The organism is Stenotrophomonas sp. S4, from assembly GCF_054187805.2.
Window position 1 is genome coordinate 4,230,495 of the sequence record NZ_CM196188.1, and the last position, 18,953, is coordinate 4,249,447.

At 67.5% G+C, this 18,953-nt stretch carries 16 protein-coding genes; 7 read left to right on the top strand and 9 right to left on the bottom strand.

Annotated elements, in window-relative coordinates:
• Positions 1 to 174: 174 nt before the first annotated feature.
• The 6 genes from ACUZUJ_RS19680 to ACUZUJ_RS19705 form a co-directional block, all read right to left on the bottom strand.
• Positions 175 to 1,248 (bottom strand): 3-deoxy-7-phosphoheptulonate synthase, encoded by a 1,074-nt coding sequence (locus ACUZUJ_RS19680; RefSeq protein WP_101766156.1) that lies wholly within the window; start codon positions 1,246 to 1,248, stop codon positions 175 to 177.
• Between the two features lie 295 nt (positions 1,249 to 1,543).
• The gene (locus ACUZUJ_RS19685; RefSeq protein ID WP_049443322.1) at positions 1,544 to 1,801 is read right to left on the bottom strand and encodes a hypothetical protein; all 258 of its coding nucleotides are present in this window, start codon (positions 1,799 to 1,801) and stop codon (positions 1,544 to 1,546) included.
• 113 nt (positions 1,802 to 1,914) lie between these two features.
• Positions 1,915 to 2,655, bottom strand: a complete 741-nt coding sequence (locus ACUZUJ_RS19690; protein WP_101766157.1) for a DNA alkylation repair protein — start codon at positions 2,653 to 2,655, stop codon at positions 1,915 to 1,917.
• Positions 2,652 to 3,152: a MarR family winged helix-turn-helix transcriptional regulator gene (locus ACUZUJ_RS19695; RefSeq protein WP_119006823.1), complete on the bottom strand. Its 501-nt coding sequence runs from the start codon at positions 3,150 to 3,152 to the stop codon at positions 2,652 to 2,654. The genes ACUZUJ_RS19690 and ACUZUJ_RS19695 overlap by 4 nt, the downstream gene beginning before the upstream one ends.
• Positions 3,153 to 3,223: 71 nt before the next feature.
• A complete protein-coding gene (locus ACUZUJ_RS19700) occupies positions 3,224 to 4,522 on the bottom strand; it encodes a sensor histidine kinase (RefSeq protein WP_049443321.1) in 1,299 nt (432 codons plus the stop codon).
• Positions 4,523 to 4,554: 32 nt separating this feature from the next.
• Complete coding sequence (locus ACUZUJ_RS19705) at positions 4,555 to 5,262, bottom strand: response regulator (RefSeq protein ID WP_049443268.1); 708 nt, start codon at positions 5,260 to 5,262, stop codon at positions 4,555 to 4,557.
• A gap of 106 nt (positions 5,263 to 5,368) precedes the next feature.
• On the opposite strand from ACUZUJ_RS19705, the gene ACUZUJ_RS19710 reads away from it, so the two are divergent.
• A complete protein-coding gene (locus ACUZUJ_RS19710; RefSeq protein ID WP_458220587.1) occupies positions 5,369 to 6,298 on the top strand; it encodes a pepsin/retropepsin-like aspartic protease family protein in 930 nt (309 codons plus the stop codon).
• Positions 6,299 to 6,365: 67 nt separating this feature from the next.
• Entirely contained in the window at positions 6,366 to 7,529 is a 1,164-nt protein-coding gene (locus tag ACUZUJ_RS19715; protein ID WP_119006825.1) for a serine hydrolase domain-containing protein, read from the top strand.
• 118 nt (positions 7,530 to 7,647) lie between these two features.
• Here ACUZUJ_RS19715 and ACUZUJ_RS19720 read toward each other — a convergent pair whose 3' ends face one another.
• From ACUZUJ_RS19720 to ACUZUJ_RS19730, 3 genes are all read right to left on the bottom strand, one after another.
• Positions 7,648 to 8,259, bottom strand: coding sequence for a DUF6445 family protein (locus ACUZUJ_RS19720; protein WP_014038665.1), 612 nt, complete (start codon positions 8,257 to 8,259; stop codon positions 7,648 to 7,650).
• Between the two features lie 132 nt (positions 8,260 to 8,391).
• Complete coding sequence (gene groL, locus ACUZUJ_RS19725; RefSeq protein WP_014038666.1) at positions 8,392 to 10,041, bottom strand: chaperonin GroEL; 1,650 nt, start codon at positions 10,039 to 10,041, stop codon at positions 8,392 to 8,394.
• Positions 10,042 to 10,122: 81 nt separating this feature from the next.
• A complete protein-coding gene (locus ACUZUJ_RS19730; RefSeq protein WP_006396661.1) occupies positions 10,123 to 10,410 on the bottom strand; it encodes a co-chaperone GroES in 288 nt (95 codons plus the stop codon).
• Positions 10,411 to 10,768: 358 nt separating this feature from the next.
• On the opposite strand from ACUZUJ_RS19730, the gene ACUZUJ_RS19735 reads away from it, so the two are divergent.
• From ACUZUJ_RS19735 to ACUZUJ_RS19755, 5 genes are all read left to right on the top strand, one after another.
• Complete coding sequence (locus ACUZUJ_RS19735) at positions 10,769 to 12,559, top strand: endonuclease (RefSeq protein WP_049443265.1); 1,791 nt, start codon at positions 10,769 to 10,771, stop codon at positions 12,557 to 12,559.
• Between the two features lie 68 nt (positions 12,560 to 12,627).
• The gene (gene cutA / locus ACUZUJ_RS19740; RefSeq protein WP_014648595.1) at positions 12,628 to 12,966 is read left to right on the top strand and encodes a divalent-cation tolerance protein CutA; all 339 of its coding nucleotides are present in this window, start codon (positions 12,628 to 12,630) and stop codon (positions 12,964 to 12,966) included.
• Complete coding sequence (locus ACUZUJ_RS19745) at positions 12,963 to 15,344, top strand: protein-disulfide reductase DsbD family protein (protein WP_049443264.1); 2,382 nt, start codon at positions 12,963 to 12,965, stop codon at positions 15,342 to 15,344. Before cutA ends, ACUZUJ_RS19745 begins: the two co-directional genes overlap by 4 nt.
• Positions 15,341 to 15,889 carry a TlpA family protein disulfide reductase gene (locus ACUZUJ_RS19750; RefSeq protein ID WP_049443263.1) on the top strand — a complete coding sequence of 183 codons (549 nt, stop codon included), beginning with the start codon at positions 15,341 to 15,343 and terminating at the stop codon, positions 15,887 to 15,889. Before ACUZUJ_RS19745 ends, ACUZUJ_RS19750 begins: the two co-directional genes overlap by 4 nt.
• 533 nt (positions 15,890 to 16,422) lie before the next feature.
• Positions 16,423 to 18,945: a PepSY domain-containing protein gene (locus tag ACUZUJ_RS19755; RefSeq protein WP_458220588.1), complete on the top strand. Its 2,523-nt coding sequence runs from the start codon at positions 16,423 to 16,425 to the stop codon at positions 18,943 to 18,945.
• Positions 18,946 to 18,953 lie beyond the last annotated feature (8 nt).

Here is an 18,953-nt window from a genome sequence, read left to right on the forward strand (position 1 = left end):
GTTCCAGGCTTGGCGCGGATCTACTGCACCACCCCGGCGATGTACCTGGCGCTGTCGCTCATGCGCAGCGCCAGGCGCATCGCCGGTGCAGATGGGCCGGTCTCCAACTCCGGCCGGCCCTGATCGCGGCCGCACCCCCGCAGGCGCTGGCCGCCATCCACACACGTGCCGCACTCAAGCGGCTTCGGACACCTTCACGTCGCGACGGGCGCGCACGGCCGCAGCCAGTCGCTGCAACACCGTCACGGTGGTGTCCCAGTCGATGCAGCCATCGGTGATGCTCTGCCCGTAGACCAGCGGCTGGCCTTCCACCAGTTCCTGGCGGCCACCAACCAGATGGCTCTCGATCATCACACCAACGATGCGCTGTTCGCCGTCTTCCAACTGAACGGCGATGTCCTCGATCACCTTCGGCTGGTTTTCCGGATTCTTCAGGCTGTTGGCATGGCTGGCGTCGATCATCAGGCGCGTCGGCAGCCTGGCCTTGGCCAGCACCTGGCAGGCGTCGGCGACGCTGCCTGCGTCGTAGTTCGGCTGCTTGCCGCCGCGCAGGATCACATGGCAATCCGGATTGCCGGCGGTCGATACGATGGCGGTACCGCCCTGCTTGGTGACCGACAGGAAGTGGTGCGGATTGGACGCTGCACCCACCGCGTCGGCGGCGATCTTCACGTTGCCATCGGTGCCGTTCTTGAAGCCGACCGGGCACGACAGCCCCGACGCCAGCTCGCGATGCACCTGGCTTTCGGTGGTGCGTGCACCGATCGCGCCCCACGCCACCAGGTCGGCGATGTACTGCGGCGAGATCACGTCAAGGAACTCGACACCGGCTGGCAGGCCGAGCTTGTTGATGTCGCGCAGCAGGCCGCGGGCGATGCGCAGGCCCTTGTCGATCCTGAAGCTGCCATCCAGGTCCGGATCGTTGATCAGGCCCTTCCAGCCCACCGTGGTGCGCGGCTTCTCGAAGTACACGCGCATGACGATTTCCAGTTCGCCGGCCAGCGCGTCGCGCAGCGGCTTGAGGCGCTGGGCGTATTCGATGGCGGCCTTCGGGTCGTGGATCGAGCACGGGCCCACCACCACCGCAAGGCGATCGTCACGGCCATGCAGGATCTGGTGCAGGGCCGCGCGCGAGGCGCTGACGGTGTCGGAGGCTTCATCGTCACAGGGCAGCATCGCCAGCAGCTGGGCGGGCGGTGTCAGCGGTTCGATGGTGCGGATACGCAGGTCGTCGGTGTGCGGGGGCATTGCAGGAGATCTCCGGAACGTTGGGGGTCCCCAGCGTGGCGGCATGAAAAAAGCCGCCAGGTTCGCTGGCGGCTTTCGGGAATGCGTCTGAAGCTTTCTTCAGGGTGAGCGCAGTCCTTCCTCCGCCAGTGGCTTCGGAAAGTAATACCAGTAAAAGCGGGTAGCGGCTGCGTTCATGGGGTGTATTGATAGCACAGCTTTTGCGCAGTGCAAAATGTTTCATCCGCAACTGGGGACCCGGTTCAGCGAGGTGCGCGCCAGCGCTGCCTACCTGGCAGCAGCCACGCAGAGTCGCTCATTTGCCATGCACTTCCACGTCCAGCAGCAGGCCTTCGTGGATGTCGGCCCAGCGTTCCAGCACGCGATCCAGCTCCTGCCTGGCCTCGTCCAGCTGCTCGGGGTTGAGCAGGGAACGGGCGGTGTAGAGGTCGGAGACCAACCGCCGCAGGGCCGCTTCCGGGATGGCGACCGACGGCCCTTCCAGCCCCGGCAACTGCAATGCCGGGCTGTCGCCAAGCGGGCCGAACAGCGTGACCTGGAGCGTGCTCTGCATGATCAACTTCCCTGCGGATGGACATGGGCAATGCACTGTTTACCGCGTCCGGGTGACAGGCGCATGTGCCATGCTCGCTTGAATGGCCTGGGGTTGCCGGCCAGCGGCCGGCACTACCGAAGCGAGCGCATCGCGCGTTTGCGGATGTAGGCGTTGGCGGTGCTGTCGTGCTCGCGCTGCCAGCGCGCGCAGAGTTCGCGCAGCCACTGCGGCTTTGTCTTTCCGGCATCATTGAGCCAGTTGCCGACGGAATCCTGCACATAGCGTTCCGGGTCATCGGCCAGTGCTTCCAGCAGCGCCACTGCATGTTCCGGATGTTGCTTGAACAGGGCGATGTGCGTGGCCCAGACACCACGCGGGCGCAGTGCTTCGCAGGCGAAGCGGCGCAGGTACGGCGATGTTTCCTGTGTCCACGGTTGCAGGTACCCGAGCGCCTGCACCGGCGCGGAAACAATGTCCGTGCGTAGCGCCAGCCACGCCCATTCGCGCACTCCGAAGTGTGGGTCGTCGGCCAGCGTGCGCATCTGCTGCAGCTTCTCTGCCAACGTTGCGCGAGCATCGCTGCCGATCAGATAACAGGCCCAGCCGCGCACGGTATCGGAGCTGTGATGCTGCCAGAGTGCAGGCGCGCCCTGCCCCGCCCCGCGCAGCAACTGCGCGGCCAAGGCCATGCGCTGGGTGATGCCCTTGCCTGAGGCTTCGTGCATGCGGTGCAGCGCTTCGGGTTCAAGCGCAGGCGCTACCCCTTGCAACAGCTCGGCGAAATCCACTGCCAGGCATTCGGCCAGATGGGTAGCGGCGGCGTTGCCGCTGTTGAGTGCGCGCCGCCGTTCCGCTGGAATGGGCGTGCTCATGCTGCGGATTCCCGCCCGGCGTCCGTGTGCTGCCAGACCTTGTGCAGCAGCCGTGACAGCTGTTGCTGTTCATCCGCATCCAGGCCGTTGAACAGGCCGCCGATCCACTGTGTGTGCTGCTCGAACAGCGCTTCGGCCAGGCGCGCCCCCTTTGCGGTCAACACGATCTGCAGGCGGCGGCCATCCTCGGCATCGCTGCGACGCTGCAGCAGGCCTTCGCGTTGCATGCCGTCGAGCAGGCCGCTGATGGTGGCACGGGTCACGCCGGCACGCTCTGCCAGTTCATGGGGCGGCAGCGTGCCGCCCGCCCCGTGTAGCAGGAACAGCACGATGAAGCGGCCCTCGCTGAGCCCGTGCGGTGCAAGCCGGGCAGCGCAGTCGCGATCGATCGACGAGGCCAGCGAGAGCAGCTGGAAACACAGGCGCAGCTGCGCGACGTTGGCGTGGCCGCGTCGCTGCGCCTCATCCATCAGGGCATGGTGCTTGGCTTCGATCATGGCACCCCTCCAATATGATTAGCCGCCTAATCATATTATAAAAATAAGTCATCCATGAACTACACCGATTTTCAGGAGAACGTCCCCAGCAACAGGCGTGCGATCAGCCCGCCGCCCTCACGGTGCAGCAGCTGCAGTTCGCCTGCGTGCCGCCTGGCCACATTGGCGGCCACAGCCAACCCCAACCCGGCGCCACCGGTGGCGCGGCTGCGCGAGCTCTCGCTGCGCTGGAACGGTTGCAGCAGGCGTGCACGGTCGGCCTCGGCGATGCCCGGGCCGCGGTCCATCACATCCAGCTGCACCCTGTGGCCGGCCATGGCGAGCTGCAGCTCCACGGCCCCGGCGTAGCGCTCGGCGTTGTCGATGAGATTGTCGACCGCGCGCCGGATCAGCAGCGCATCGCCGTTCCAGCGCAGCGTGTCCGGCCCCTGGATGGAGATGCCGGCTCCGCGCAGCAGCGCCGCCTGCACGCACTCCTCCAGCAGCGCAGCCAGATCCAGCGAGTGCATCTGCAACGGCTGCAGTTCACCACGTGCGTAGTCGAGCACCTGCTCGATCATCGTATCCATGCGTTCGATGTCCGCCACCATCCGTGCCGCCTGTGGCGCAGGCGCAAACTCGGCGCGTAGGCGCAGGCCGGTCAACGGCGTGCGCAGATCATGCGCCACTGCGGCCAGCATGTGGGTCATGTCCTGTGCCTGCGCATGCAGGCGATCGCGACCGGTGCTGATCGCAGCGGCCAGCATCTGTACCTCGCGTGGGCCGTCATCCGGCAAGGGCGCTGCGGCCTGCAGGTCCACCCGTGCGCTGGCTTCGGCCAGGCGGTGCAGCGGGCGTCCCAGCCGGATCGATGCCCACGCCGCCAGCGGCGCCAGCAGGACCGCACCACCCAGCAGCGCAAGCACCACCTGGCGGCGCCAGGCCGCCAGATCGCTGTGATCGCTGCCGACCACCTGCCAACGGCCATCGGCCTGGCGTACGCCCAGTTCAAACGGCGGCCATTGCATGGCGGTCAGTACCGCCGCCTGCGCCTTCAGTACACCGGCCCGCGCCGTGGCATCGAGCACGGTACCCCCCTCGATGACCTGCACGTCCGGCGCCTTGCCCTGCCCACTCCAGACCAGGCGTACCTCCTTCGCCGGCAAACCCATCTGCAGCGCCGCCAACTGGGTGAGCCAGTCGCTGGCGCTGCCCTGTGGTGGTGCGTCCTGTGTCGCCAGATGCAGGCCCAATGGCGCTGCGGCCTGTTCGCCGCGCAGCACCTGCACGGCCTGGTCCAACCGCATCGGCGGAGGCGCGGGCCGGGGCATCCAGCCAACCACGGCCACGCTGACCAATGTCGCCAGCAGCAGGCTGGCCAGGGCCAGCATCGCGATCCAGCGCGCGGTCGGCCACCGGCTGCTCACAACACCTGTACCTCGGCGTCGAAGCGGTAGCCTTCACCGCGCAAGGTCTGCACCAGGGCTTCAGCACCGGGTGAGGCCTGCCCCAGCTTGCGTCGCAGCCGACTGATCGCCAGGTCGACCGCACGATCGACGCTGTCGGTGGGTTCACCGCGGCTCAGCTGCAGCAGCTGCTCACGCCCCAGCACCCGCCCGGGACGTTCGGCCAGCGCCAGCAGCAGGCTGAACTCACCGCGGCTGAGCATCAGTTCGTTTCCGTCCGGCGCGAACAGGCGACGTTGATCAGGCAGCAGCCGCCAACCGGCAAAGCGCAGTTCGCTGGCCACCTGCGCGCGCAGCTTGTGCTGGCGGCGCAGCAGCGCGCGTACCCGTGCCAGCAGCTCCCGCGGATCGAACGGCTTGGCCAGGTAGTCGTCCGCACCCATCTCCAGTCCGATCACCCGATCCGGCGCGCTGCCCATCGCCGACAGCATCAGGATCGGGATGGCGCGTGCCTGCAGCCGGCGGCAGACCGAAAGCCCGTCCTCGCCGGGCATCATCCAGTCAAGGATGATCAGGTCGGGCCGTTCGCTCTGCAGCACCATGTCGAGCGCCGTCGCGTCCGCGGCCACCCGCACCTGGTAGCCATGCAGCAACAGGCAATCGGCGATGGCATCGCGGATGCTGGCGTCGTCATCGACAACGATGACACGGGCGGGAGTCGTCATGCGGGCAGTATCGGGCCGGTCTGTATCAGGACGGTATCAACAGCGATATTCCCGCGATACGCCGCTGCGCGCCAATGGGCGCCCATGATCACTGCGGAGATTTCCCTTGCGCCTCATCCTCCTGTCCCTGCTTGCTGCGCCGCTGCTTGCGTTGGCGTCCGATGCCCCCGAACACGTGCTGCCAATGTGGATGCAGGGTGGTCATCCGGCGGTGGCCGTCCTGCTGGACGGACGCGCCGAACCGCTGCGCTTCGTGGTCGACAGTGCCGCCGGGGCAACGCTGGTCGATGCCCGTGTGGCGAGGCGCTATGGCCTGGAGGATGCGGATGCGGCGGTATCGCACGCCCAGGGCGCAAGTGCGAAGGCGGCCCGGTTGCAGCGCACGCGCAGCACGTCCTGGCAGCTGGGCAGCTGGCAGCTGCAGGCCCGTGGCATGCAGGTCGACCTGTCCTCCCTGGCCAAGGACGATGATCCGGCCATCGACGGTTTGATCGGCAATGACCTGACCGGACGCTGGGACACGCGCTGGGACTTCGGCGGCAATCGCCTGGCGCTATGGACGCCTGGCCGATTGAACCTGGAAGGACCGGGTTGCCAGCCCAATGCGCTGCCCGAGCGCACTGCCAGCCTGCGCCAGTTCGGCTTCATCACACTGGCACTGGGCACGCCGGGTGTGGAGGCCATTGCCGTGGTCGACACCGGCGCGGCGCAGACTGTTCTCAACGCTGAAGCGGCCCGCGCACTGGGGTTGCGCACCGACGGCAGCGACGCACGGGTAAGCATGCGCGAAAAGGGCACCGAGGGGCTGGGCGGCGGCGCGCAGGCCACCTGGCTGTACACCCTGCCCGGGATGACCGGCAGCGGCTGGAAGCACCCGTCGATGGAGGTCCGCATCAGCGAACTACCGGTGTTCAAGGCGATCGGCCTGGAGGCGCGGCCGGCGCTGATCCTCGGTGCCGATGCAATGCGCGGAGGCCAGGTGGACTTCGGTGCCGGCGCGGCCCGGATCTGCCTGCGCCGGCCGCAGGCCAGCTGACATCTGGCAATGACGCCAGCGGCAGCCTGGCGTAGCATCGCCGTGCGCCCCACCAGGAGTTCCACGCATGTGCCGTGCCACCCTGATGTTGCTGACGCTGCTCCCGCTGGCGGTACTGGCCGCGCCGCCACCCGTGCCCACGCCGGCTCGCATCGATGCCGAAGCACAGCGGCTGATGCAGGCGGCCCATGCGCGCGGGATGGCGCTGGCGGTGATCGACGACGGCAAGGTGGTGCACGTGGCCGCCTACGGTGAACGCAACGCCGCGGGCGAGCCGCTGCGCACCGACACTGTGATGTACGCCGCATCGCTGACCAAGATGGCGTTCGGGTACCTGGTCGCACAACTGGTGCAGGACGCGCGTATCGATCTGGACGCCAGCATTGCTACCGCCCTGGACAAACCGCTGCCGGACTATCCACCGGAACCGAAGAAGTACGCCGACTACAGCGTGCTGGCCAGCGATGCCCGCTGGCGCCAGCTCACGCCACGCCTGCTGCTCAACCACGCCAGCGGCTTTGCCAATTTCGGCTTTCTCGAACCGGATGGCCGGTTGAAGTTCCACTTCGAGCCCGGCAGCCGCTACGCCTATTCCGGTGAGGGCCTGATCCTGCTGCAGTTCGTGATCGAACGCGGGCGACTGGGCGAGGATGTGGGTGCGTTGATGCAGCAGTGCGTGTTCGATCGCTTCGGCATGGCGCGCACCAGCATGGTGTGGCGCGCGGATTTCGCCGGCAACCTGGCCGATGGCTGGACGGCCGAAGGCAATTCAGAGCCGCACGATGAACGCAGCCGTGTGCGGGCGGCGGGGTCGATGGATACCACCATCACCGACATGGCCCACTTCGCCGCCGGCTATGTGCGCGGCGATGGGCTGTCCCCGGCAATGCGCAGGGAGCTGGTGCGGCCACAGCTACCGATCACCACCGCCAGCCAGTTCCCAACACTGCAGCCGGAGCTGCCCGTTGCGCAGCAGCACAGGGATCTGGCCGCGGGCCTGGGCGTAGTGACCTTCCGTGGTCCCCAGGGTGCAGGCTTCTACAAGGGCGGCCACGACGATGCGGTCGGCAACACCCTGGTGTGCATCGAGCGGCACAAACGCTGCGTGGTGATCCTGGGCAACGATGTACGGGCGGAGGCTACGTTCCCGGCACTGGTGGCGTTCGTGCTGGGCGATACCGGCGTGCCATGGCAGTGGGAGTACGGCGTGGCGAAGGCATTCGTCGAATGAGGGCGCGTTGACGCCTGCATGGCAAGTGCGGCTGGACGGGTGCATCCACGCATGGCGCGGATCTACCAGCGAAACCGTGCACCTGTAGATCCACGCCATGCGTGGATGCCTGCCCCGCTCAGCGCGCCTGTTCGAAGAACATCAGGTACACCAGCCGGCCATTCTCCAGGCAGTCGCCGAACGCGGGCCCGGCGGTGTGCCAGAACCAGGGGCGCAGCAGCACCAGCCGGTTGAAGCGCATCGGGATGCGCATGGTCATTTCCCACTGGCTGTCGTCGTTGCTGTCGCGCTCGATGATGTCGCGATGCATGTCGCCGCCGTTGGCATAGCCTAATGCGGCCAGCTCCGCTGCATCCAGGGCCATGCGCTCGGTGCCGGTGCGGCGGTGGCGGAAGAACTCGGTGCCGCCCTCGCAGTGCTCCGGTGCACTCAGGTAGAGGATGCCCGACCAGTGCGAGTGGTCGGCGTGCACCTTGGCGCGGCCGGTATCACCGGCCAGGGTGATCCGGAACTTGCCGTGCGACTGCAGCGGGTTGACCGGCCGCAGCGGTTCGTTGACCAGCCGCGAGACCGCGCCGGACAGTCCATCCAGATCCAGCCGCTGCTGCGAATTGCGGCCGGGAAACGCGCCCTCCTGCACGGGATAGGTCAGGCCCAGCGCCGCCTGGCGCAACCCCTGCGCATCGGCAGGAGAAAGGAAGTCGTCAACGATGATGAACGAGGTAGGCATGGCCACCGAGCGTAGCGATGCGCTGCGGCGGCAGCAACCGGGCAACGAAAAACCCCGCCTCGCGGCGGGGTTCTTCCTTGCATCGGGAAGGCGTGCCGACCAGGGTCGGCAACGACCGCCGGGGACGTGGACTTAGAAGTCCATGCCGCCCATGCCACCCATGCCGCCCATGCCACCGGCGCCACCCATGGCCGGCTCGTCCTTCTTCGGAGCTTCGGCAACCATGGCTTCGGTGGTGATCATCAGGCCAGCAATCGAAGCGGCGTTCTGCAGCGCCGAACGGGTCACCTTGGTCGGGTCCAGGATGCCGAACTGCAGCATGTCGCCGAACTCGCCGGTGGCGGCGTTGTAGCCGAAGCTGCCGGTGCCTTCCTTGACCTTGTTGATGATGACCGACGGCTCTTCGCCGGCGTTGGCCACGATTTCGCGCAGCGGGGCTTCCATCGCGCGCAGGGCGATCTGGATGCCGTGGTTCTGGTCTTCGTTGGCACCCTTCAGGCCGGCCAGTGCGGTGACCGCACGGACCAGGGCCACGCCGCCGCCCGGGACCACGCCTTCTTCAACGGCTGCACGGGTGGCGTGCAGGGCGTCGTCGACGCGATCCTTCTTTTCCTTCATTTCGATTTCGGTCGACGCGCCGACCTTGATCACGGCAACGCCGCCGGCCAGCTTGGCCACGCGTTCCTGCAGCTTCTCGCGGTCGTAATCCGAGGAGGTGTCCTGGATCTGGGTCTTGATCTGGCCGACGCGTGCATCGACGGCAGCCTTGTCACCCACGCCATCGATGATGGTGGTGTTTTCCTTGGAAACCTGCACCTTCTTGGCGCGGCCCAGGTCCTTGATGGTGGCCTTTTCCAGCGACAGGCCGACTTCTTCGGAGATCACGGTGCCGCCGGTCAGCACGGCCATGTCTTCCAGCATCGCCTTGCGACGGTCGCCGAAGCCCGGAGCCTTGACGGCCACGACCTTGACGATGCCACGGATGGTGTTGACCACCAGGGTCGCCAGCGCTTCGCCTTCAACTTCTTCGGCCACGATCAGCAGCGGCTTGCCGGCCTTGGCGACGCCTTCCAGCACCGGCAGCAGGTCACGGACGTTGGAGATCTTCTTGTCGTGCAGCAGGATGAACGGGTCATCCAGATCAGCGGTCTGCGACTGCTGGTTGTTGATGAAGTACGGGGACAGGTAGCCGCGGTCGAACTGCATGCCCTTGACCACGTCCAGCTCGTTGTCCAGGCCCGAGCCTTCTTCAACGGTGATCACGCCTTCCTTGCCGACTTCCTTCATCGCGTCGGCGATGATCTGGCCGATCGACTCGTCCGAGTTGGCCGAGATGGTACCGACCTGGGCAATCGCCTTGTCGTCGGCGGTCGGCTTGGAGATGGTCTTCAGTTCGGCAACGGCGGCCACGACGGCCTTGTCGATACCACGCTTCAGGTCCATCGGGTTCATGCCGGCGGCAACCGCCTTGGCACCTTCGCGGATCAGGGCCTGGGCCAGCACGGTGGCGGTGGTGGTGCCGTCGCCCGCGTCATCGTTGGTGCGCGAAGCAACTTCCTTCACCATCTGCGCGCCCATGTTCTCGAACTTGTCAGCCAGTTCGATTTCCTTGGCGACGGAGACGCCGTCCTTGGTGATGGTCGGCGCGCCGAAGCTCTTTTCCAGCACGACGTTGCGGCCCTTCGGGCCCAGGGTGGCCTTGACGGCATTGGCGAGAACGTTGACGCCGCGCACCATGCGCGAACGGGCGTCTTCACCGAAACGAATATCCTTGGCAGCCATTGCATTTACCTCATTGGTAGCGCCGGACGAGGCCCGGCGGCTGGGATTTGGGGATCAGGTTGAAACAGGTCGCGCCGGGGCTCAGCCGATGACGGCGAGCACGTCGTCTTCGCGCAGGACCTTGTACTCGACGCCTTCGCTCTTGTACGAGCTGCCGGCGTACTGGCCGTAGATGACCTTGTCGCCGACCTTCAGCGACGGAGCGCGCACGCTGCCGTTGTCCAGCGGCTTGCCCGGGCCGACGGCCACGACTTCACCCTTGGTGGACTTTTCCTTGGCCGAATCCGGAATGACGATGCCACCGGCGGAGATTTCGTCGGCTTCGATCGGCTTGACCACAACGCGGTCGTGCAGCGGCTTGATGCTCATGAGAGACCTCTTAAGTTATTGATTGGTCTGAAAAAGTCTGGCGATGTTAGCACTCACCCCAGGTGACTGCCAGCATTGCTCGCGAAAAAGCCCGATGAATCGGGAGCAGGACAGAGATGGAGCTGCGCCCGGACCTTTCAAGGCCGGGCGAGGAAAAATTTTCGCCGCCCCGGGATGCGCGGATTCCCGCCCTGCGTGAAGGCATTCAGGCCGGTGCAACGCGACAACCCCGTGCCCAAAACCCTCGACATTTGGTGACCCGCGTCGCACTGTCAGATATCTGACGTTCATTTACGACAAAGTGTCACTGGATCGGCCTTAGGCTCGGCCGCGCATTCCCAATCACAAGGAGTAGTCGATGCGATTGCTGTCCCCGCTTGCCGCCGCCTGCCTGCTGGCCCTGGCCGCCGCGCCGGCCCAGGCCGAGGTCTTCATCAATGAACTGCACTACGACGACAGCACCGCCGCCGGTGACGTCGGCGAAGCGATCGAGGTCGTGGCCACCGCCGGTGAGGACCTGTCCGGCTACCGCCTGTACCTGTACAACGGCGCCAACGCCTCGGCCGCCGTGGTGTACGACAACAAGCCGGTGCCGGCTGGCAGCGCCGCCGGCTGCGGCAGCGCCACGATCGCCGTGGTCAACTACCCGACCAACGGCATCCAGAACGGCCCCAACGACGGCATCGCCCTGGTCGATGCCAGCGGCAAGGTGGTCCAGTTCCTCAGCTACGAGGGCGCCATCACCGCCTCCGGCGGCCCTGCCGCCGGCATGACCAGCCAGAACATCCCGGTGGCCGAGACCAACAGCACGGCGCCGGGCACCTCGCTGCAGCTGACCGGCAGCGGCAGCCAGTACGCCCACTTCACTTGGGCCGAGTCGGCCAAGCAGACGTTTGGCAGCTGCAACAACGGCCAGACCTTCAGCGGCGGTGGCACCCCGGGCCCGAACACGCCGCCGTCGGTCTCCACCACCACCCCGGCGCAGGGCAGCAGCACCTTCCCGGCCGCCGCCGACCTGGAAGTGGTGTTCAGCGAGACGGTGAACCTGGCCAGTGGCGCCTTCGCCCTGAGCTGCGGCACCTCCGGCAGCGTGCCGCTGACTTTCCCGGCCAGCGGCCGCAGCGTGAAGCTGTCCACCAACACCGCGCTGGTGGCCGGTGAAGCCTGCCGCTTCGATATCCGTGCCGCGCGCATCACCGACCTGCAGGGCGCGCACCCGGCCGCCGACAGCCGCATCGCCTTCACCGTGGCCAGCACCGGCGGCAATCCGGACCCGGGCAACCCGGGCGTGCCGGCCGGCTACTACTCCAAGGTCAACACCAGCAGCCCCAGCCAGCTGCGCTGCTCGCTGCACGCCACCATCAAGGGCCACACCGCCTATCCGTACAGTGGCTCGGGCACCAGTACCTGGACCATCCTGGAAATCGCCGACGAGGATCCGAACAATTCCGGCAGGATCCTGGATGCGTATCGCAACCACAGCTACGCCAAGGTGACCGATCGCGCCGGCAGCGGCAGTGGCCTGAAGTACAACCGCGAGCACACCTGGCCGAACTCGCTGGGCTTTGCCAGCACCACCGGCGACAAGGGCCTGCCCTACGCGCCGTACACCGACACCCACATGCTGTACCTGACCGACGCGCAGTGGAACGCCGACCGTGGCAACAAGCCGTTCGGCAAGTGCGACGCCAATTGCGGCGAGCGCGCCACCGAGGCCAACAACGGCCAGGGCGGCGGCAGCGGTGGCTATCCCGGCAACTCCAACTGGGTGCGCACGCCGGACGGCAACACCGGCACCTTCGAGGTGTGGGGCAAGCGCAAGGGCGACATGGCGCGTGCGGTGATGTACATGGCGATCCGCTACGAGGGTGGCAAGGATGCGGCCACCGGCCAGTCCGAGCCGGATCTGGAGCTGACCGACGACCGCAGCAAGATCGTCAAGACCAGCAGTTCGCCCGCCTACATGGGCCTGCTGTCGACGCTGATCGACTGGCACCTGTCCGATCCGCCGGATGATGCCGAGCGTGCGCGCAATGACGTGGTCTACAGCTTCCAGGGCAACCGCAACCCGTTCATCGACCACCCCGAGTGGGCAACCCCGGCCCTGTTCACCTCGGCCAAGCCGGCCACCTGCCAGCTGGCCAACTGATCACGCAACGCAGCGGTCCACTGCCGCCGCCGGGCCCTGACCCGGCGGCGGCCCTATACTCGACGGTCATGTCGACCGTCGATCCCGTCCTGCTGCTGTTGACCACCTGCCCGGACCGGGCCAGTGCCGAGCGCATCGCGCACGCGCTGGTCGGCGAGCGCCTGGCGGCGTGCGTAACCCGCCTCGATGGCGCGCAGTCGACCTACCGCTGGCAGGGCGAGGTGACCACCGACGCCGAACTGCAGCTGCTGGTGAAAACCACCGCGAGCCGCGTCGATGACGCGATTGCCCGGATCGTCGCACTGCATCCGTATGAACTCCCGGAGTGCATCGCGGTCGAAACCCGGGCCGGCCTGCCGGCGTATCTGGACTGGATCCGGGCACAGACCCGGGAGGACACTGATTGAAGACTCTGTTTGCGCGCGGCGCCGCCTTGTGCGCCCTGTTGTGGCTCTCGCTGCCGGCCTTCGCGCTGGATGAGAAGGACCTGCTGCCGGTGGACCAGGCGTTCGCGCTGACCGCCAGTGCCCCCGAACGGGGCCAGGTGCAACTGCAGTTCAAGATCGCACCGGGCTATTACCTGTATCGCCACCGCACCAGCGTCAAGGCCGACCCGGCCTTCAATGCCGGCGCGCTGCAGATGCCCAAGGGCGACAGGCATCACGACGATTTCTTCGGCGAGGTCGAGACCTATCGCGAGCGCCTGCAGGCCACCCTGCCCGGCACGCCGACCGACGCCGCCGGCACCATCAGCCTGGAAGTGCGTTACCAGGGCTGCGCCGATGCCGGTGTCTGCTACCCGCCGCAGAAGCGCGTGGTGCAGGTCACCCTGCCGGGCGCCGGTGCGGCGGCCGCGGTGCCTGCCGCGCGTGCCGGTGCGGCAAGCCCGTTCAACAACCCGCTGGCCGGTGCCGGCAACAGCGGTGGCCTGCGCCTGCCGGGCGCGGCCAACAACAGCCAGGCCCTGCCGCTGCCGTCGGAACAGGCGTTCGGCTTCGATGCCATCGCCAGTGACGGCAACACCCTGCTGCTGCGCTTCAGCCCAGCGCCAGGCTATTACCTGTATCGCGACCGCACTTCGCTGAAGCTGGAAGGCAGCGCAGGCGTGCTGGCCGACAAGCCGCGCTGGCCGGCCGCGCAATCGCATCGCGACGAGCACTTCGGCGATGTCTCGGTCTATTTCAACCAGGTGGAAGTGCCGCTGCCGCTGCGCCGCACTGTCACTGATGCAGTCGACAGCACCCTGGTGGTGACCTTCCAGGGCTGCCAGACCGATGGCATCTGCTACCCGCCGATGACCCGCCGGGTGAAGCTGTCGATTCCGGCGGGCAAGCTCTCCGCCAGCACTGACCAGGCGCCAGCGCGCAATGAGGTGATCAGCCCGCTGCGCGCCGCCGGCGCGCCACGTGAATCCGCCAACGGCGCACCGCTGCGCCTGCTGCCGACCGTGCCCAACGACGGCAGCGCCGCTCCCGCCGCCAGTGGCAGTGAGGGCGCACGCAATGAGTTCGCCGCCGACGCGCGCGATGGCAACGCCCTGCGCACGCGGCCACCGGTGACCACGCCGAATCCGGACCGCTCGTTCGTCTGGGTACTGCTGCTGGCGCTGGCCGGTGGCCTGGTGCTGAATCTGATGCCCTGCGTGCTGCCGATCCTCTCGCTGAAGGTGCTGAGCCTGGCGCAGAGTGGCGAAAGCCCCGAGCGTGCGCGCAGCCATGCCCTCTGGTACACGCTGGGCGTGCTGGTCGCCTTCGCGGTGATCGGCGCGCTGATGGTGGGCCTGCGCGCGATCGGCAACGCGGTCGGCATCGGCTTCCAGCTGCAGCACCCGGGCGTGGTGGCGGCGCTGGCGTACATCATGTTCGCGGTGGGCCTGAGCCTGTCGGGCGTGTTCACCCTCGGCGGTGGCATCGGCAACCTCGGCCAGTCGCTGGCCAGCCGCAGCGGCCCGGCCGGTGATTTCTTCACCGGTGCGCTGGCCTGCCTGGTCGGCAGCGCCTGTGTCGGCCCGTTCATGGGCGGGGCGATTGCCTATGCCTTCATCGCCCCGCCGTTGAAGGCGATGACCGTGTTCCTGTTCCTCGGCCTGGGCCTGGCGCTGCCGTTCCTGCTGATCGGCTTCGTGCCGGCGCTGGCACGCCGCCTGCCCAAGCCCGGCCCGTGGATGGAAACGCTCAAGCACGTGCTGGCCTTCCCGATGTATGCCACCGCGCTGTGGCTGCTGTGGGTGCTGGGCAAGCAGCGCGGCGTGGACGGCATGGCGCTGGTGCTGGGTGGCCTGCTGCTGTTCGCCTTCGGCCTGTGGCTGTTCGAGCGCAACCGCTGGACCGGCTCGCGCGCGGTGACCCTGCTCGGCGTGTTGCTGGCGATCGGTGCACTGGTTCCCGCCTGGGGCGTCACCCAGCTGGCACCGCCGGCACGGGCCGCACAGGCGGCCAGCGAGAACGTGGTCGAGTATTCGCCGCAGTTGCTGGACCGCCTGCGCGCCGACAACCGCGTGGTGTTCGTCAACATGACCGCCGACTGGTGCGTGAGCTGCAAGGCCAATGAACGCGCCGTGCTGTCGCGGCCGGAGTTCAAGGAACTGCTCAAGCGCACCAATGCGGTGTACATGCGTGGTGACTACACCAATGTCGACCCGCAGATCACCACGTTCCTGGAAGAACACAAGGCCGTGGGCGTGCCGCTGTACGTGGTGTACGGCCCCGGCGCGCCACCGACCGTGCTGCCGACCCTGCTGACCCAGGCGGTGGTCGAGGAAGCACTGCTGCGCACCGCACGATGAAGTGGCAACGGCCAGCGCTGCTGTGGACAGCGGTGCTGGCCGCCGGCCTCGGCCTGTGGGCCGGGCATCGATTGTCACCTGGCCCGTCTGCACCGGCCGCGCCAGCGACGGCCGTGACCCCCACGCTGCAGGTAGGTGATCCCTTGCCGGCGCTGACGCTGCCGGACCTGGCGGGACAGCCGCTGGACCTGCGCGCTCGCTTCGCCGGTCGCCCGCTGCTGATCAACGTCTGGGCCAGCTGGTGTGCGCCCTGTGTGGAAGAGATGCCCGAACTGGCGCGCTTCGCCGATGCCCAGGGCGACAACGGCGTGCAGGTGCTGGGCATTGCGCTGGATACCCCGGACGACGTGCGCGCTTTCCTGCTGCGGGTGCCGGTGGACTACCCGATCGTGGTCGAGACGCCGGGGCCACGCGATGCCAGCGTGCAGTTGGGCAATACGCAGGGCCTGCTGCCCTACAGCGTGCTGTTCGATGCACAGGGGCGGCTGGTGAAGGCAAAGCTGGGGCCGTTCGAGCACGGTGAGATCGACGGCTGGGTGAAGTGAGGGTCCGGCAGGGTTGCACCCTGCACCTGCAGAGGCCTTCAAGCCACGGCAACAGCCAAAGCCAAAGCCAATGCGGCTCCGGATTGCTGATGGCCTGGCGGGGCGGTGTGGCTGGGCAGGACACGCCGTAAACCCATCCATGGGGGCTCGATGGCGCCATCCATGGCGCCAACGGTCCTGACCACCCACACCGCCCCGCCTCTGACAGACTCCCGCAGCTGTTGGTAGGTGTCGACCTTGGTCGACACATCTGTCAGATATCGAAATAAATCCGGGGTCAGATCCGTTTTCCTGCGGAAAACGGATCTGACCCCACTGCCGTTCCACCAGATCGCGGAAATCTGTCCATGGTGGAGTGGCAACCTGCTGTTGCTGTTGCCGGCCAGCGGCCGGCCACTACCGCAGGTGCCGGGCGCCGCCCGGCCGATCCCTCCGCTTGACCGCAGGCAGGGCGCCACGGAGAATTCCGCGACTAATTCTCATTTGCTGTTGCGCAGGATGCGGGCGGCAGCCTCCCGGGCCCCTCTCCTTCGATGTTCAAGAACGTCCTGTTCCAACTGCATTGGCTGCTGGGCATCACCGCCGGTGCCGTCCTGGCCGTGATGGGCCTCAGCGGCGCCGTGCTGTCCTTCGAGGACGAGCTGCTGCGCGCGGCCAATCCCGGCTTCGCCGAAATCGCCGAGCACCATGCGGACGGCCAGCATCCCCTCGCACTCAGTGAACTGGTGCCGTTGCTGCAGGCCGGCAGCGAGCGGCCCCTGCAACGCCTGCGCGTGGACGCCACGGGACAGCGGCCGTCGGTTGCGCGATTTGCCGGCGGCAAGGACCACTGGGTGTACTTCGATCCGTACAGCGGCGAGCGCTTCAGCGCCCTGCGCGGGCAGGCGTTCTTCGACTTCGTCGAAGACCTGCATCGCCACCTCGCCGCCGGTGAGCGCGGCAAGTGGATCACCGGCAGCTGTGCGATCGCGCTGCTGTTCTTCACCCTGTCCGGCCTTTACCTGCGCTGGCCACGCCGCTGGTGGCACTGGCGCAGCTGGCTGGCGGTGGAGTGGACGCGCAGCGGCCGTGGCTTCCTGTGGAGCCTGCACTCGGTGATCGGCACCTGGGTGCTGCTGATCTACCTGATGAGTGCACTGACCGGCCTGTGGTGGTCGTTCGACTGGTACCGCAACGCGGCCAACACGCTGCTGGGCGTGGCGCCGGCGGCAAAGCACAAGGTGGCCGCCGACGCTGCACTGGACCTGGATCGCATCGAGGCCACGCTGTACGCGCTGCCCGGCGTGCGCACCGGCTTCATCGACCTGCGCCTTCCGGAGAAGCCGGGGCAGGCGCTGAACGTGCGGGTGATGGCCGGTGATCCGTCGCAGCGCGGTGGCCACCACGATCGTGCACATGACCTGCTGCAGCTCGATCCGGCCAGCGGTGCGGTTCTCGATGCCCGCCCGTACGCACGCCAGGGCGCGGGCGGACAGCTGGCCACCAGCGTGTTCGCGCTGCATTCTGGCAGCTACTTCGGTGTGCCCGGGCGCGTGGTGGTGATGCTCAGCAGCCTGGGCATGAGCCTGTTCTTCATCACCGGCTGGATGCTGTACCTGGACCGCCGCCGCAGCCAGCGTGCAGCGCGAGGGCTGCGCCGGTCGCTGCCGACAACGACCACCGATGGCGGTGGTTTGCCGTGGCTGGTGGTGCATGCCAGCCAGAGCGGACTGGGCGAACAACTGGCGTGGCGTGCGGCCGCGCAGCTGCAGGCGTCCGGTCATGCGGTGCAGGTACTGCCGCTGGCCCGCGTCGATGCCGCGAGGCTGCAGGCCACCTCCCAGGCCCTGCTCGTGCTGAGCACCTTCGGCGACGGCGAGCCACCGGATGCAGCGCGCCGCGCGGTACGGCTGCTGCTCGCGCAACGTCTGGACCTGTCGCGCCTGCAGTTCGGCCTGCTCGCGCTGGGTGACCGCCAGTACCCGCATTACTGCGGCTTCGGCCGCCAGTTCGATGGCTGGCTGATCGACAACGGCGCGCGTCCGCTGTTCGAGCGCATCGATGTCGATGCCGCTTCGGTGCCGGCGCTGCGCCAGTGGCAGCAGCAGCTGGGTGCGCTGACCGGCATCCCCACCGATGACAGCGTGCTGCCTGCGGCGACGCAGATGCATGAGTGGCGGCTGCTCGGCCGCGACCGCCTCAACCCGGGCAGCATCGGCGGAGCCATCTGGCGTATCCGTCTTGCCACACCGGCCGACATGCAGTGGCAGGCGGGTGACATCCTGCACATCGCGCCCCGCCACAACGCGCGGCATGCCGGTGCCGTGTTGAAGGCACATGGGCTGGACCCGCTGCAGCCACTACTGGTCGACGGCCATCCGCGCACGCTGCTGGCGCTGGCCAGCGAACGCGAGCTGCCCGAGGCCGATGCTGCGCTGGCGGTGCAGGATGCCTGCCTGTGGCTGGCCGGGCTGCCGCTGCTGCCCAGCCGCGAGTATTCGGTCGCCTCCTGCACGGATGATGGCGTGGTGGAGCTGGTGGTGCGGCTGGTGCATGACGCCTCCGGTCGAGCCGGGCTGGGCTCGGGCTGGCTGTCGTTGCATGCGCCGATCGGTGCCAGCATCGTTGCCCGTGTGCATCGCAACCCCGGTTTCCATCGTGTCAGTGGCGCCCCGATGGTGCTGATCGGCAACGGCACCGGCATCGCTGGGCTGCGCAGCCTGTTGCGCGAAGCCGCCCACGCAGGCGAGCACGGGCACTGGCTGCTGTTCGGTGAGCGCCAGCGCGCACACGACTTCCTGTTCGCCGACGAGATCGAGGCCTGGCGGGCCCAGGGCCATCTCACGCGGGTGGACCTGGCGTTCTCACGCGATGGCAAGGGTAGTTACGTGCAGGATTACCTGCGGGCGGCCACCGATGCGCTGCGCGAGTGGATGCAGCGCGGTGCGGTGATCCATGTCTGCGGCTCGCTGCAGGGCATGGCCGAAGGCGTGGACCAGGTGCTGCGTACCGCGCTGGGTGATGAAGTGGTGGAAACGCTGCTGGAAAACGGGCGCTACCGCCGCGACGTGTATTGAGCCACAAG